The 15,536-nt window shown below is 51.5% G+C and carries 19 protein-coding genes and 1 other RNA gene; all 20 read right to left on the bottom strand.

Going from position 1 to position 15,536, the window contains the following annotated elements; translation table 11 throughout:
• Window positions 1-577 (bottom strand): O-methyltransferase (locus tag TCARDRAFT_RS13870; protein WP_040683490.1); only part of this gene is annotated, 577 nt, incomplete at its 3' end.
• A 1-nt stretch (window position 578) separates the two neighbouring features.
• A complete protein-coding gene (gene mltG, locus TCARDRAFT_RS13865) occupies window positions 579-1,580 on the bottom strand; it encodes an endolytic transglycosylase MltG (protein ID WP_007290605.1) in 1,002 nt (333 codons plus the stop codon).
• Window positions 1,581-1,642: 62 nt separating this feature from the next.
• Complete coding sequence (locus TCARDRAFT_RS13860) at window positions 1,643-1,984, bottom strand: DUF1292 domain-containing protein (RefSeq protein ID WP_408643058.1); 342 nt, start codon at window positions 1,982-1,984, stop codon at window positions 1,643-1,645.
• 56 nt (window positions 1,985-2,040) lie between these two features.
• Window positions 2,041-2,463 carry a Holliday junction resolvase RuvX gene (ruvX, locus tag TCARDRAFT_RS13855; protein WP_007290603.1) on the bottom strand — a complete coding sequence of 141 codons (423 nt, stop codon included), beginning with the start codon at window positions 2,461-2,463 and terminating at the stop codon, window positions 2,041-2,043.
• A gap of 31 nt (window positions 2,464-2,494) precedes the next feature.
• Window positions 2,495-3,442, bottom strand: coding sequence for an aldo/keto reductase (locus TCARDRAFT_RS13850; protein ID WP_007290602.1), 948 nt, complete (start codon window positions 3,440-3,442; stop codon window positions 2,495-2,497).
• The gene (locus tag TCARDRAFT_RS13845) at window positions 3,442-3,699 is read right to left on the bottom strand and encodes an IreB family regulatory phosphoprotein (RefSeq protein ID WP_007290601.1); all 258 of its coding nucleotides are present in this window, start codon (window positions 3,697-3,699) and stop codon (window positions 3,442-3,444) included. Before TCARDRAFT_RS13845 ends, TCARDRAFT_RS13850 begins: the two co-directional genes overlap by 1 nt.
• A gap of 133 nt (window positions 3,700-3,832) precedes the next feature.
• The gene (alaS, locus tag TCARDRAFT_RS13840; RefSeq protein WP_040683489.1) at window positions 3,833-6,451 is read right to left on the bottom strand and encodes an alanine--tRNA ligase; all 2,619 of its coding nucleotides are present in this window, start codon (window positions 6,449-6,451) and stop codon (window positions 3,833-3,835) included.
• An 87-nt stretch (window positions 6,452-6,538) separates the two neighbouring features.
• Window positions 6,539-7,564 carry an AI-2E family transporter gene (locus TCARDRAFT_RS13835; RefSeq protein ID WP_007290599.1) on the bottom strand — a complete coding sequence of 342 codons (1,026 nt, stop codon included), beginning with the start codon at window positions 7,562-7,564 and terminating at the stop codon, window positions 6,539-6,541.
• Between the two features lie 39 nt (window positions 7,565-7,603).
• Window positions 7,604-7,798, bottom strand: coding sequence for a hypothetical protein (locus TCARDRAFT_RS13830; RefSeq protein WP_040683488.1), 195 nt, complete (start codon window positions 7,796-7,798; stop codon window positions 7,604-7,606).
• 2 nt (window positions 7,799-7,800) lie between these two features.
• Complete coding sequence (locus tag TCARDRAFT_RS15145) at window positions 7,801-7,992, bottom strand: hypothetical protein (protein WP_071934035.1); 192 nt, start codon at window positions 7,990-7,992, stop codon at window positions 7,801-7,803.
• A 14-nt stretch (window positions 7,993-8,006) separates the two neighbouring features.
• Entirely contained in the window at window positions 8,007-8,516 is a 510-nt protein-coding gene (locus tag TCARDRAFT_RS13825) for a PRC-barrel domain-containing protein (RefSeq protein WP_007290598.1), read from the bottom strand.
• Between the two features lie 66 nt (window positions 8,517-8,582).
• Window positions 8,583-9,677, bottom strand: a complete 1,095-nt coding sequence (gene mnmA, locus TCARDRAFT_RS13820; protein ID WP_007290597.1) for a tRNA 2-thiouridine(34) synthase MnmA — start codon at window positions 9,675-9,677, stop codon at window positions 8,583-8,585.
• Window positions 9,678-9,685: 8 nt separating this feature from the next.
• Entirely contained in the window at window positions 9,686-10,057 is a 372-nt protein-coding gene (nifU, locus tag TCARDRAFT_RS13815; RefSeq protein ID WP_007290596.1) for a Fe-S cluster assembly scaffold protein NifU, read from the bottom strand.
• Window positions 10,058-10,081: 24 nt separating this feature from the next.
• On the bottom strand, window positions 10,082-11,290 hold the full coding sequence (gene nifS, locus TCARDRAFT_RS13810) for a cysteine desulfurase NifS (RefSeq protein WP_007290595.1): 1,209 nt from the start codon (window positions 11,288-11,290) through the stop codon (window positions 10,082-10,084).
• Window positions 11,271-11,717, bottom strand: coding sequence for an RrF2 family transcriptional regulator (locus tag TCARDRAFT_RS13805; protein WP_007290594.1), 447 nt, complete (start codon window positions 11,715-11,717; stop codon window positions 11,271-11,273). Before TCARDRAFT_RS13805 ends, nifS begins: the two co-directional genes overlap by 20 nt.
• A 114-nt stretch (window positions 11,718-11,831) precedes the next feature.
• A complete protein-coding gene (locus TCARDRAFT_RS13800; RefSeq protein ID WP_007290593.1) occupies window positions 11,832-13,172 on the bottom strand; it encodes a replication-associated recombination protein A in 1,341 nt (446 codons plus the stop codon).
• A gap of 1 nt (window position 13,173) precedes the next feature.
• Window positions 13,174-13,530: a beta-eliminating lyase-related protein gene (locus TCARDRAFT_RS16255; protein WP_269635018.1), complete on the bottom strand. Its 357-nt coding sequence runs from the start codon at window positions 13,528-13,530 to the stop codon at window positions 13,174-13,176.
• A 22-nt stretch (window positions 13,531-13,552) separates the two neighbouring features.
• Window positions 13,553-14,215, bottom strand: a complete 663-nt coding sequence (locus TCARDRAFT_RS16250) for a threonine aldolase family protein (protein ID WP_007290591.1) — start codon at window positions 14,213-14,215, stop codon at window positions 13,553-13,555.
• Window positions 14,216-14,329: 114 nt separating this feature from the next.
• The gene (locus TCARDRAFT_RS13790; RefSeq protein ID WP_007290590.1) at window positions 14,330-14,857 is read right to left on the bottom strand and encodes a tRNA threonylcarbamoyladenosine dehydratase; all 528 of its coding nucleotides are present in this window, start codon (window positions 14,855-14,857) and stop codon (window positions 14,330-14,332) included.
• Between the two features lie 237 nt (window positions 14,858-15,094).
• Window positions 15,095-15,277: non-coding RNA, 6S RNA (gene ssrS, locus TCARDRAFT_RS15140), on the bottom strand.
• Between the last annotated feature and the right edge of the window lie 259 nt (window positions 15,278-15,536).

Here is a 15,536-nt window from a genome sequence, read left to right as displayed (position 1 = left end):
TGGCGACACCGTCGCCGATATCGCAGATGGTAGTGGTAAAACGTGGGTCAGTCGTAATAAAGGCCAAAAATTCCCGTAACCGCTTCACCAGAGTACGATAGCGCCGCGGCACAACTCTTGCGGAGCGAACCCAGCCGCGAAACAAAACATTATCAGCTACGACCACGGCCCCATCGCTCAGCTTGTCCAATAATTTCATCAAGTAATCAAGATATTGCCCTTTGGCCGCATCCAGAAAGACAAAATCAAATGGCCCGTCGAGGTCTGGCAGCAGCGCACCGGCGTCGCCCAACAGCAGCCTCACCCGCCCGACAGCACCAGCCCGAGCAATCATCTCCCGGGCTTTTTCCCACCGCTGGCGATTTATCTCGATGGTAACAATTCGGGCCTCCGGTACAGCCCCAAGCAGCAACAGGGTGGAATAGCCAATTGCCGTACCCACTTCCAGAATCTGCTTGGGCTGGCGTTCGACCGCCGCCTGGCACAGCAGTGCAGCCCCCACCTGACCAATAATGGGTATGCCGCAGCGGGATGCATAATCTTCCAGTTCCAACAGCAAAGCCGTGTAATCATCCATATCAGTTTTTACCAACCTGTTCAATTGCTGCTAAATGTTCGTCATATGTCCTGCTGAAACGGTGAGCCCCGCTTTTATCGGCAACGAAGTAAAGATAATCTGTCTCGGCTGGATAAAGGACAGCCTGAATAGATGCCAATCCAGGGTTAGCAATAGGCCCCGGCGGCAAACCGCTATGCTGGTAAGTGTTATAAGGCGACACGATCTGGGTATCCTGGACAGTAAGCTCCGGTTTGGGATAACCAAGAATATACTGTATGGTGGCACAAGACTGGAGGGGCATCCCCTGTTTTAGCCGGTTGAAAAAGACGCTGGCGATAATCGGCCGTTCTCTTTCCAGCTGCGCCTCTTTTTCCACCAGCGAAGCCAGGATAATTACCTCGCGGATTGACAGGTTTAGTTCGGCCGCTCTGGCCCGCATGGCTGGCGTAAACTGCCGGTCAAACTGCTTTGTCAGCATTTTGAGAATGTCCTCCGCGGTCGCGCCGCTGGCAACCCGGTAGGTGTCAGGAAATAAAAAACCTTCCACCGTATATAGCGTCCCCTCACCGGCGGTCATATAGTCATAAGGAACGTAAGCGCGGGCCAAGGATTTAAACTGCGAGGCGTCGCTAATTTTATGCTGCTCTAGCAGCGCTGCCACCTGGTCGACGGTAAAGCCTTCCGGTATGGTAAATTGCCGGTAGGCTGTCTCCCCTCTGGCCAGCATATCGATAATCTGGCGAACCGTCATAGAAGGAGTTATTTGATATTCACCGGCCTGCAACGAACCGTCCAGCCCCTCGATTTTTGCCAATACACGAAAGAGAAGTTCGTTTAAAATGAGGCCGCGCTGCTTAAGCAGCATCCCAATATCGTTAGTCGTCATCCCTGGCTCCACGGTTATCAGCACAGGAGCGTTCGCCGAACTTACTGGCCGGGCCAAGCCATAGGTAATCATACCGACGGCGAAGGCAAGAAATATAAAAAACAGCACCAGTTTATTGCCAAATCTCTGCCACATTAGTTGTCACCTCGCTTGCTGTGCCTATATTATACACAACGGCCAAAGAAAAAAGAAGCCGTTTAGGCTTCCGTTTCCTCTTCGGCCAGTAGTTCTTCGTAGGCCTGCAGGACTTGCTCATATTCTTCATCGGTAGGATCGACATAAATATCTTCGCCGTCTTCGCCCTTGTCAATACGGGCGATAAAGGCATCGGTTCCTTCTTCATCGCAGTCGCAAGGCTCGCCGTCGCAGCAGCAATCCCCTTCTTCGTTAAAAGGCACCAGGATAGCAAAGCGCTTCTCGCCGATCTCAATAATCATTTCCTGTATAAACTGTTCTTTGTTGCCTTCTTCATCTTCGAACTCAATAATTTCAAATTCACCGAGGTTATCGTCACGTTCAATGTCAGCCAATTTCTTCACCTCATCTGTTAAATTAATGTCATTTTAGCTTAGAAAAATCCTTCTGTCAAGGAAATTCATCCCTTACGGGACAGACTGTCCAAATATCCCTGCAGAATAAACACAGCCGCCATTTTGTCAATAACTTGTCGACGTTTGGCCCGCCGCACGTCGGCGGCGATCAGGGAACGCTCAGCCGCCACGGTAGACAATCGCTCGTCCCAGAGTCGCACTTCTATCCCGGCAAGATAATTTTGCAGTTCGCTAGCGAAGGCTTTTACTTTTTCCCCCTGCGGGCCAATCGTGCCATTCATGTTCTTGGGAAGGCCTACAATGATGACGGTAGCCTCAAAATGCTCCGCCAGTTCCCGAATACGCGCCATGTCCGCTTCAGGCGACATACGGCGAATAACTTCTACGCCCTGGGCCGTCAAAAGCAGCTCGTCACTCACGGCAGCCCCAATAGTTTTTTCTCCTACGTCAAGTGCTAGTATGCGCATAGTACCCCCTGTTTATTACCACTATAGCGGCCTAAATAATTTTCAGGCAAAATTCCGGACAATGGGCACCGCAGTAACCGCACAGCACGCACTTACTATGGTCTACGACCGCCATACCATCAACTATGGTGATAGCTTGCATTGGACATTTGCCAGCACAGCGCCCACAACCCACACACCAATCCTCTACGAGGAGACGGCGCTGTCGGGCATCCACTTTTGCCCGTAAAGCGGCATCGGGGGCTTGTCCATTAAAGATGGCAACATTATACGCCACCTCGTCGGTTGTCTGCATGCCGACTGCCACGGCGCTTACGCCGCTCTGGTTCATTGCCCAACGCAGTGCTTCTTCGGCCATCCCGGTCAAATGACCACCGCCAAGGGCCTTCATGGTATATACTCCCTTTCCCTGCGCCGCAGCAAAAGCGACAGCCGCCAGCATTTCCTCCCGCGTACCGTCGCAAATGCCTATTCCGTGGATATTTAAAATAGGATGGATGACATCGATTTCGTCCATCAAAGCCGCGACCCGGACAACTTCCACCGTATGCGTGGATACCCCGACCGCCCGGATCCGTCCCGCTCGCTTGGCTTCTGTTAGATAACGCAACGCGTCCTGATGGCCTTTCAGGGTTAAGCGCGAAGTCTGCTCGTGCAGCATGAAGATGTCGATATAATCACGGCCGATGCCGTTACAGGCGCTGATGACGCTTTCCCGCATGCCCTCGTAGGTAAAAGCGTAAGACTTAGAAGCGATAATTACCTTGTCTGGACAGCGCCTTATGGCTTGGCGAATATAAGGATAAGTTTGGTATAGTTCGGCCGTATCAATAAAATTAACCCCTGCCGCCAGTGCCGCTTCCATAACGGCGGCGCCTTCCTGCAGAGGTAATCCGGCCTGCAGCGGTCCAATGGTAAGGGCCCCAAAACACAAACGGGACACTATGATACCGGTTCGGCCCAATTCCCGATATTCCATTATTTGTCCTTCAGGTAAGCCCGCACCAATTCTTCGAGCAGTTCGTCCCGTTCAAGTTTACGAATTAGACCGCGCGCATTGTTATGGCTGGTGATGTAGGTAGGATCACCGGATAACAAATAACCGACCATTTGATTTATCGGGTTGTAACCTTTTTCTTTGAGGGCCTGATACACCGTGTTAATAATAAAGGCAGCCGCGTTATTTTCTTCATTATCTACACGAAACATCATCGTTTGTTCCGATAAATTGGTCATGCGTCATCCCCTCCCTATTAGTATCTCCTTCCTAATTCCATTATATTCTACCATCACTAAAATTTTCCTATTGCCACCTGGATAAAAGTAAAGATTTTGAGGGCGGGTATAACCCGCCCTTTGCCGGTAGTTACTATTTTATTTGACGGCCCATAACTTCTTGGGCGATGCGGAGGGCGTCAGCCAGCTTGGCCGGCTGCTTGCCGCCGGCCTGCGCCATATCGGGGCGACCGCCGCCGCCGCCACCGGCGACCTTCGCCATTTCCTTGATAATATTGCCGGCATGAACTCCCCTGGCGACCGCGTCTGCCGTCGCCATAACAACAAAGTTGACTTTTTCGCCGGTCACGGCACCGAGAGCAACGACACCTGAGCGCAAGCGGTCACGCACTAAATCAGCCGTAGAACGGAGGTCGTCCATATCAGCCGCGTCCACCTGGCCAGCGACCAAAGCAACCCCGTTAATTTCCTTTTTATTGGCAAGTAAATCCTCAACCGCAAACTTCGCCAGCTTAGTCTTTAGCGCCGCAAGTTCTTTTTCCAAATCCTTAACCCGCGCCAGCACTCCGTCAATCCGGCCGACTAGGTCCTCAGGACGGCTCTTAAGCGCTAACGCCGCCGCCTGCAGAATTTCTTCCCGAGAACGAATATACTCAAGCGCTGCGTAGCCGGTAACAGCTTCAATCCGCCTGATACCCGATCCGATACCTGTTTCACTTACAATTTTGAATTGGCCAATTTCGGCCGTACTGCTCACATGGGTACCACCGCAAAGTTCTTTGCTGAAATCATCAATGATGACTACCGAGACCCGTTCACCGTATTTTTCCCCAAACAGGGCCGTCGCTCCCATTTCCCTGGCCAATTCCTGTGTTGTCTCAATGCGGCCGACCGCAATATTGCGGAGAATAACCTCATTGACCATATTCTCAACTTCCGCCAGCTGCTCGACCGTGACCGGGGCAAAATGGGAAAAGTCAAAGCGCAAGCGATCAGGCCCCACATAGGAGCCGGCTTGGTTGACATGTTCGCCTAACACCTTTTTCAGCGCGGCATGCAGTAAATGGGTAGCCGTATGGTTGCGGGAGGCGTCACGGCGTCTGGCCGCATCCACAGCTATTTTTACCATATCGCCAGGTTTAATTGTTCCTTCAGTAACGCTGCCCACATGATAAATGGTGCCGTCTGGGAGCTTCCTAGCCGTTACAACCGCAACCGTGCCATATTGGGCGGTTAGCGTGCCGCTGTCGCCAACCTGCCCGCCCCCTTCGGCATAGAACGGCGTCACATCAAGGATTAGCGCCACTTCCTGGCCGTCATGGGCCGCTTCGACAACCTTGCCGTCCTGCAACACCAGGACAACCCTGGCGCTTTCGGCCTGCGGGTCGTACTTGAGCTCTTGTGTGACAAGGCCGGACAAATCGGGAACAACCACCCGTTCCTCATTCTCCTGGCGGGCGGCGCGAGCTCTTTGCCGCTGTTCATCCATGGCCTGGTCAAAGCCAGCCCTATCGAGTTCCATATCATGCTCAGCCAAAATTTCCTGCGTCAATTCCCACGGAAAACCAAAGGTATCGTACAGTTTAAAACCGGTGGCGCCGTCTAAAACGGTTTTGCCGCTCTCTTTTAAAACGCGAATATGGCTGTTTAAAAGTTCCATGCCTTGGGCCAGTGTAGCGTTAAACCGTTCCTCTTCCAGTTGAACGACCTTTTTGATGTAAGCTTTTTTATCATTGATTTCGGGATAAGGTTCAGCAAATATGTTAGCCACCACGTCGACAATATCAGCTAGAAAGGGTTTGTCAATGCCCAAGAGGCGGCCATGGCGGACGGCGCGGCGCAAAATGCGGCGAAGCACATAACCCCGGCCTTCGTTGGAGGGCAAGACGCCGTCAGCAATCATAATCGTCAGGCTCCGCCCATGGTCGGCGATAACCTTGAGCGAAACATCGGTTTTGGCTGATTCCCCATAAGTGACACCGGCAACTTTAGCCGTATGTTCAATAATGGGGAACAGCAGGTCAGTCTCAAAGTTGGACCGTTTATTCTGGAGTACGGAGGCAATCCGTTCCAGGCCCGCCCCGGTATCAATGTTTTTTTTGGCCAGTGGCGTATAGTTACCCTCTTCGTCACGGTCATATTGGGTAAAGACCAGGTTCCAGATTTCCAGATAGCGGTCACAGCTGCAGCCTACACGGCAATCGGGCTTGCCGCAGCCCCGCTCCTCACCCAAGTCGATATGAATTTCTGAACAGGGACCGCATGGGCCTGGCCCGATTTCCCAAAAGTTATCTTCGAGGCGGACAATGCGGTCAACTGGTACACCCACTTCCTTGTGCCAAATTTCAAAGGCCTCGTCGTCTTCCGTATGGATCGTAATCCACAGCTTGTCCTTAGGCAGATTAAGGTGTTCGGTAATAAATTCCCACGACCAAGTGATAGCTTCCCGTTTAAAATAATCGCCAAAAGAGAAATTTCCCAGCATTTCAAAAAAAGTATGATGGCGGGCCGTACGCCCCACATTTTCGATGTCACCGGTACGCACGCATTTTTGGCAGGTAGCAATCCGCGGATGCGGCGGCTTCATTTTACCGGTGAAAAAAGGTTTAAAGGGCGCCATGCCTGCGCCAATCAAGAGCAATGTCGGGTCATTCTCAGGTATCAATGATGCACTCGGTAATACGAGATGGTCTTTACTAGCAAAAAACTGCAGAAACTTCTTACGCAGCTCGTTTCCGGTCAAAGCGATCATCCTCCACTAAAGCTTCAGGGAGCCCCATCTTTTAGGCATTATACATAATTTATGTACTATTGTCAATAATTGGTGGTTCCTGTCCGGTTACCCCAAGATGCGAACCAGATGGCGGCCGAAGACCTTGGCCAGAGCGGCAACCGGAACACCAAGCAGCATGCCCGCAAGCCCTGCCAGCTCGCCACCGACAAATAAAGCGAAAATCACTGACAAAGGATGAAGACCAACATTTTCGCCCAGTACTTTGGGCCCGATAACTGTGCCTTCAAGCTGATGTATGACCAAAAAAAGTATACCTACTTTCAGCGCCAGCCACGGCGACTCGAGCAGCGCCAGGGTCACGGCCGGCGATGCGCCAATAAAGGCGCCGAAGTAAGGAATAACGTCAAGGAGGCCGGCGATAATGCCAATCATCAGCGCATACCGGACATTCAGCAAATATAATCCCAGACTCACCAGCAGTCCTACAATGATGGCCACCGTAATCTGGCCGCGAATGACGCCGGCCAACACTTTATCCACGTCGCGAAAAATCATTACTGCTTCATGCCGCCAGTAAGGCGGCAGTAAAAACAGCAGTCTCTCCTTGATTTCATGCCAGTCATGGAGCATATAAAAGGCCAAAATAGGCGTAATCGCCAAACCGATAAAATGGCTGAGCAAAGTAATGATGCCGCCGACCAGACCAGAGACGAAAGCCTGCACTTCGCCTTGCAGTAGAAGCAGCGTTTTGTCCAGGGCCTGACGGAGGGAGTAAGGCAGCACCGAATTTTGGTATTGCCACTGCAGCGCCTGCGCCAAATCTTCCACACGGGCAACAATGGCAGGAAAATCGCGGCCAAAGGCTTCAATTTCCCGGATCAGCAGCGGAACGAGCCGGCTGCCGCCAAGAATAATAATGCTAAATAAAACGGCGTATACGACGGCAATGGCCCATATCCGTCTTAACCCATGGTTTTCCAGATAGCAGACGGCGGGATTTAGGAGGTAAGCGAGCAAAAAGGCGAGGATAAATGGATAAAGGCCGCTACGTACCCGCCACAGAAAATAGCCAAGCAGTATGAGGGCAATCAGAATTATGCCCAGCCGCAAGGTCCGCTTAGTAATCACCATTCCTACACCTCAATAAGAAAGGAGACCGTACGGTCTCCGTCAATCCAACTTTTTCATCAACCGCCGGCGGGTACGGCGCGCCTGCCGCATTAAATCGCGGGTCGTAGCCTTGATCGTATCGGTGCTGCATTCCACCAGTGGTTTTTTTTGCGGTTTCACCAGGGGACCAAAGATGGCGCCTAGCACCGAACCTAGTAGGCCTCCCCAAATCAAACCCTGCCAAAACTTGCGCATCTTTATCCCTCCTGTAAATTTACAGCAGTATCCTGCAAAGGATTGTACAGAGTTAATGTTCCATCTGTTTCCACGTTAAAGATTTTCACGTTTTCGCCACGAATCAAAAACTCGACACAACATTCCGAACAGTAATACTGGTCAGCGCCTACTTTACCGATGGTGCGCTGCCCGCAGACTGGACAAGCAGTCACAGTCCCACCCCCAGTCAGTTTTTCTCTTCGTTATGCAAGAGGTTCACCATGGACTCTGGGACGATAAGTTTATCTTCGCCAACTACTTGCGCCTGGGGCAACGGTATCATCGAACGACCATAAACTAAATCGGTGAAGACTCCGTTCGATATTTCGTAAGCGGTTATTTCACCCGTTCCCGGGTCGAAGGCAATATCGGCCAGTAGACCCAAATTGACACCACACTCGGTAAATATTTGCTTGTCTACCACATCATGCAGCCGACAAGCTTGGTCGATCCCCGGCATAGCCGTCAAAGCGAGCAGCGCATCTCTGTTGCGCACCATAACAGCGTCGCGACCGATGCAAAATAAATTTTGAAAAAGGATACCTTGCCCATCGCTGAACCAACTGGTCTGATTGATCACAATTCCTAATACTGCCGCCCTGGCTAAATCCACAATCACTTCCTGAACCTCGCCAATCTTTGTACCCGTATCCAGTTCGAGCACCGGCAGGCCAATCAAATTTCGAAGTTTATACATAACCGGCCTCCAAAACAGATTGCAGTACTATTATGACCAAAAACGAGGCGGTTTATTATTTTTTAATCAACGTATCGCCTTACGGATAATCCCGCCGCCAACCACCGTGTCGCCGTCATAAAATACAACCGATTGTCCTGGGGTAATGGCGCGCTGCGGCTCGTCAAACCTGACATAAACCGCACCTTCTCTCTCCGGAGTTATTGTCGCCGGAGCTTCCCTCGCACTATAGCGAATCTTTGCCGCTACCCGCAGCGGCGAAGCAAGCTTGTCAACGGTGATGAAATTTAGGTCCTCGGCAATTAGTTCACTGGCAAATACGTCCTCGTCGGAGCCGACGATAACCTCGTTCCGCTCATAATCCAGAGCCACGACGTACAGCGGTTTACCTACCGCGATGCCAAGCCCTTTGCGCTGGCCAACAGTGTAAAGCGGCAACCCCTTATGACGGCCAAGAATCCGGCCATGGGTATCAACAATATTCCCCGGTCGAAGCGTTTCCGGCGCTTTTTCTTCCAAAAAACTCTTATAATCGTCATTAGGAATAAAGCATATTTCCTGGCTATCCGGTTTTTCCGCCACCGCCAGGCCGAACTGTCTGGCCATCTGCCGTGTTTGTACTTTGGTATATTCGCCCAGTGGCATAAGAAAGTGGCGCAATGTATGCTGGTTAAGATGATAAAGAGCGTAAGACTGGTCTTTTGTCCGGTCTACCCCTTTCCGCAAAATATATCGGCCGCGGCCTTTATCATATTCAATCCGCGCATAATGACCGGTAGCGACATATTGCGCATCAAGAGCCAAAGCCTTCTGCAGCAGTCCTTCGAACTTTACATACCGGTTGCAGGCAATACATGGATTGGGCGTTTTGCCGGCGGCATACTCGCGAATAAAATAGTCTACTACCGTTTCCTGAAACATTTCGCGAAAATTAAGTACATAGTAAGGAATGCCCAGTTTGTCCGCCACCCGTCTCGCATCGTTAACGGCTGATAAGGAGCAACATCCCCGGTGTTCAGGATCTATTTCCGGCAAATCGTTTTCCCATATTTGCATGGTAACCCCTATGACATCATAGCCCTGATGGACAAGAAGGGCGGCAGTTAACGAACTGTCCACCCCTCCGCTCATGGCTACAACCACTCTCGGTTTTGCGCCCATGAATACTCTCACTTTCCTTTTTTATTAAGGTAATCCTTAATCGCTTCGTGCAGCGCATCAGCCGCCAAGTTGGAGCAATGCATCTTGGCTGGCGGCAATCCGCCCAAAGCCTCGGCGACAGCCTGGTTGGATATTTTTAGCGCTTCGTCGATGGTCTTACCCTTGACCATCTCGGTCACCATGCTGCTGGTGGCAATAGCGGCCCCGCAGCCAAAGGTCTTAAATTTCACGTCTTTAATGATATCGTTTTCAATTTTCAGATAGATGCGCATAATGTCGCCGCATTTGGCGTTGCCAACTTCGCCAATGCCGTTGGCGTCCTCAATTTCACCTACATTGCGCGGGTTGGTGAAATGGTCCATGACTTTTTCGGTATACATTAGTTTCTCTCCCATTCATATGAATTAATGATGATGACAATGGCTGCAAGGATTCGACGACATAGCTGCCGGCTGCTTGCCGTACAGCGGCGACATGCTGCGCAGCCGCTCGATAATTTCCGGCATTACCGTCAAGAAATAATCAACTTCTTCTTCCGTATTGCCCCGGCCCAGCGAAATACGCAGTGAACCATGCGCTACCTCGTGCGAAAGGCCCATGGCCAGCAAAACATGCGAAGGATCGAGCGAACCGGAAGTGCAGGCCGAACCGCTGGAAGCAGCAATGCCTTTCAAATCAAGATTAAGTAGCAGCGACTCGCCTTCAACATAATGAAAACTAAAGTTTGCATTGCCAGGCATGCGCTGCGTAGGATGGCCATTAAGCTTCACATGAGGTATTTTGGCCATTGTTTCGCGGATAAGCTTATCCCGCAGCCGCTGTATATGAGCCATTTTTTGCGCCATCTCGTTTTTGGCGATTTCGGCCGCTTTACCCAGTCCGACAATACCGGGCACATTTTCCGTTCCTGCCCGCATATTGCGCTCGTGCCCACCGCCGTGCTGGATTGCCTCGATGCGCACACCGCGACGAATGTACAGGGCACCAATACCTTTGGGGCCGTGGAACTTATGTCCCGACAGGGTAAGCAAATCTATGTTGTATTCTTTTACATCAATTGGATAGTTGCCGGCTGCCTGGACCGCATCGGTGTGGAAATAAATGCCTTTCTCGCGGGCGATTTGGCCAATCTCCTTGATAGGTTGGATAGTGCCTACTTCGTTGTTGGCAAACATGATACTGATCAAAATGGTCTTGTCGGTAATGGCCTTTTTTAGATCCTCAACACGGACCATGCCATATTCGTCCACCGGTAGATAAGTAACCACGTAGCCTTGTTTTTCAAGGTACTCACAGGTATGGAGCACGGCGTGATGCTCTATGGCCGACGTGATAATATGATTGCCCTTCTTGCGGTTGGCATAAGCAACACCCTTAATCGCTAAGTTGTCACTTTCGGTGCCGCCGCTGGTAAAAAAGATTTCATTGGCGTTAGCACCAATCAGGGCCGCCACTTTTTCTCTGGCTTCCTCCACCGCTTTGCGGGCCTCGCGGCCGTAAGCGTGGATACTGGACGGATTGCCAAACTTGTCCAGCATATACTCCATCATCAGTTTGGCGACCTCGGGATCGACCGGCGTTGTCGCCGAGTGGTCAAAATAAATTCGTTTCATTGTTGTCATCTCCCTTATCCTTTTCTTCCCGGCATAAATCGGCAAGCGAGATAGAATCTAAAACCTGACTTATGCTATCGCGCACTTTGGCCCAAACGCCGCGGGTAACGCATATATCGGCCCGCTTGCAACTATTATTGTCAGTCAGCAGACAATCAACAGGAGCGATCGGGCCTTCCATAATGCGGATAATATCCCCAACCGTGATTTCCGCGGGATCTTTGGTCAGCGTATAGCCGCCCTGCGAGCCCCGAACGCTCTTGACATAGCCGGCTTTGCGCAGGATGCCCATGAGCTGTTCGAGATAATGCTCGGATATTCCTTGACGTTTCGCCACATTTTTCAGCGATATGGGACCTTGACCATAATGCAGGGCCAAATCGTACATGGCCGCCACACCATAACGCCCTTTGGTTGATAATTTCACAAAAACCTCTCCCGCTTTTCCGAGTATTTCGATTGGTTTTATCAAGATTAATATAGCAGAAACAAATAAGATTGTCAAAGCCTAATGGTAAATTATCTTAAACAATCCACACTATTATTCTGGTACTTTGCCATCTTCATTATGCCTGGCCCGTAACTGCTCCAAATGTTGCCGTATTTGCCTTTCGTACCCAAGCTGCCCGGGCCGGTAATAGACCGTGCCGGCCAGCGGGGCGGGCAGATGTTGCTGGCGTACCCAGCCACCCGGATAGTCGTGGGGATACAAATAACCCTGGCCATGCCCAAGCGCTTTGGCGCCGCGATAATGGGCATCGCGCAAATGCAGCGGCACCTCGCCGTAGTTTTTCCCGCGCACATCAGCCAAAGCCTGTTCAATAGCCAAATAGGCCGCGTTACTCTTGGGAGCACAGGCGATGTAAGTAACGGCCTGAGCCAGAATAATCCGCGCTTCCGGCAGGCCGATAAAATGAACGGCCTGGGCCGCGGCATTAGCAATAATCAAGGCCTGCGGATCAGCGTTGCCTACGTCTTCAGCGGCACTGATGACCAAGCGCCGGGCGATAAAATTCACATCTTCCCCCGCTTCCAGCATGCGGGCCAGATAATGTAGGGCCGCATCCGGGTCAGAGCCGCGCAAGCTCTTGATGAAAGCGGAAATAACATCATAATGGCTGTCACCACTTTTATCATATCGATGAATTTTTTCGCCCATAACAGTTTCAAGGACAGCAGCGGTAATACGGCCTTCCCCTGTTTCTTCCAGCTGCCATGCCGCCTGTTCCAGTATATTAAGGGCAATACGGGGCATCGCCGCCGGCAGGCGCGGGCAATAATGGCCCAAAGCACCTTCGTCCCACGCCAAGCGACGGTCGCCCAGTCCGCGTTCGTCGGTTAGGGCACGTACAAGGATTTGAACGATCTCTTCTTCACTAAGGGGCTGGAGCTTGGTAATCCGCATCCGCGACAAAAGCGGTGAGTTAACCTCAAAATATGGGTTTTCGGTAGTGGCCCCAATTAAAATTATGGTGCCATCTTCCACAAACGGGAGCAGCGCGTCCTGTTGCCCTTTGTTGAAGCGGTGTATTTCGTCAATAAACAAAATGGTACGCTGCCCATACAGCTTGAGCCGTTCCTGGGCCGCCTCAACCTGCTTGCGGACATCAGCAACCCCGGCAGCCACGGCATTGAGTTTTTCAAAATGGCAACCTGCCGCATTGGCAATCAAATAGGCCAGCGTCGTTTTTCCCGTTCCCGGCGGACCAAACAGCAGTAGCGACGGGAGAGTACCGGCCTTCAGCATGCGCCGGAGGAAGCGGCCAGGACCTACCAAATGCTGCTGGCCGACAAATTCGTCTAGCGACCTTGGTCGCATGCGGACTGCTAGCGGCGCCTTTTTTTCCGCCTCGGCCAAATGGACGGAAGCAAACAGATCCACCTTATTCACCCTTTACTAGCTTGGCCAAAATATCCACGGTATATCGAATATCTTCGCGCGTCACACCGTAGTGTGTCACCATACGGATCTTATACTCACCAAAGGCGTTGACCTTAATGCCTCTCTCCCGCAGTTTGGCGACAAATGTATTAGCAGTTACATCGATGGACGAAACGTCAAAAATGACAATGTTCGTTTGCACGGTTTCCAAATCAATGGCTAGCCCCATCTCGGCCATGGCCTCGCCCAGCATGCGGGCGTGCTGATGATCTTCCGCCAGCCGGTCAACCATGGTCTCCAAGGCGACAATACCGGCCGCCGCCAGAATACCTGCCTGCCGCAGGCCACCGCCCAGCATTTTGCGATACCGCCGGGCACGGTCAATAAGTTCTTGCGGTCCGACCAGCAGTGAACCCGGACCGGGGAGCGCCCAACCCCTTAGACAGACACAGTTGCACAGTATCGGCATGCTGGGCAATTTCCCGGACGTCTTTTTTCAAGGCCACCGCGGCATTAAAGATACGCGCGCCGTCCATATGTACGGGAATGCCGTACTCTTTAGCCAAAGCCTTGATGCCAGCCAGAACATCCATCGGATATACGGTTCCGCCAGCCCGGTTATGCGTATTTTCCAGGCAAATCAGTCCTGTCCGGGGAACGTGGACATCGCTTGGATTGCGGATGGCACCGCGAATAAGCTCGGGTGTGAGGATGCCATGTTTTGCCGCAATAGGCCGCGGCTGAGCCCCCGACAGACAGGCCAGGCCGCCTACTTCGTAATAGTAAATATGGGATTCGGCCTCACAGATAATTTCATCGCTTTTTTGCGTATGTACCATGGCGGCAACCTGATTACCCATGGTGCCGCTTGTAACAAAAAGCCCGGCTTCTTTTCCCGTCATATGGGCGGCTAATTCTTCTAGTCTGTTAATTGTAGGATCCTCGCGGTAGACGTCGTCGCCCACCTCGGCCTCGTACATGGCCCGGCGCATCTCGGGCGTCGGCAGCGTCACGGTGTCGCTGCGTAAATCCACAACCCGCATCGCAATCACTCCTAACAAATGTTTTGCTTATATATTTTTAATTCTGGCAAAAATGGTAAAATCCTACTATATTACTCAAAATTCCCCGCTAAAACAAAAAAACGACCATTGCTGTTATGCATGGTCGTCAGCGTTTTTTAAGATAGCATTTATTACCGCGCTGGCTAAAAACAGCCCAGCCGTAGCCGGAACAAAAGCAATACTGCCAGGAACCTGGCGCCTAAGGTGCTGTTCATCGGGATGGGCTGCCAGCGGCTCAATCGGTTTTTCGCAGGAAAAAACCACTGTTAAATTGCGGGTAATTCCCCGTTCCCGCAAAAGTTTGCGCACGACCTTAGCCATAGGACATGTGTGAGTTTGACTGATATCGGCCAAACGCAGCGCCGTGGGATCCAGTTTGTTGCCTGCCCCCATACTGGAAACAATCGGAATACCACGCGCGATGGCGGTGGCAATAAGATCTACTTTGGCACTGATGGAATCTATAGCATCAACGATATAGGTAAAGTCCGGGCGGATGAGTTCGTCCCGCTTTTCCGGTCGGTAAAAATCTTGAATGGCCTCAACGCGGCAATCAGGGTTGATATCGGCAATGCGCCGTTTGAGTACCTGTACTTTAGGGCAACCCGACCGTAGAGTCAAGGGCGGGAATTTTGCCGGTTAATATTCGTTATGCTTACCTTTATCATGGTCAATTAAGACCAAGTGACCAATACCGGAGCGGGCCAATGCCTCAACAGCATAAGACCCTACCCCGCCGGACGCCGAAAACGGCGACAGTGCTTGCGGCAAGCGCCTTTTAGACCCTGCTTGCCGATAAGCATTTCGGTACGCATAAAACGGTGTAGCAAGATCAATCACTCCATGCAAAAGACAAAATAAGTCCCCACCATGCCGTATTGCCGTTGTTTTGAACCTGCCCCCGGCAGGTGGGTGCCCTCCTGATTACTTTATGTGTCCCCCAAAAGAGTATGGGGCATACATGCCATAATCAGAGTTAGGCTCCCATAGTGTATGTGTTGGCTCAAAACATCCGGGCTTACACGAACACAGCAGGGCACTTAACCAAACTGTTTAATTATTTCGTCTTTATCTTAGCAAAGATTACAGGTCTTTGCAAGTTTTTGCGGGGCGGAATGTTTTGCCACCCACACCGGCACTAGTTTGCCGAACCTGGTTTCTTTACAACTACGTCGGTTTTAATGTGAAGTTCCTTAAGCTGGCGCGGCGTTACCTCCGACGGCGCCTGCGTCATCATGTCAGTAGCGCTTTGTGTTTTGGGGAAAGGCAATAACATCGCGAATGGATGACCGCTTAGCCA

Origin of the sequence: Thermosinus carboxydivorans Nor1 (assembly GCF_000169155.1) — a bacterium.
Lineage (GTDB): Bacteria > Bacillota > Negativicutes > Sporomusales > Thermosinaceae > Thermosinus > Thermosinus carboxydivorans.
This window is presented reverse-complemented; position numbering and strand designations above follow the sequence as displayed.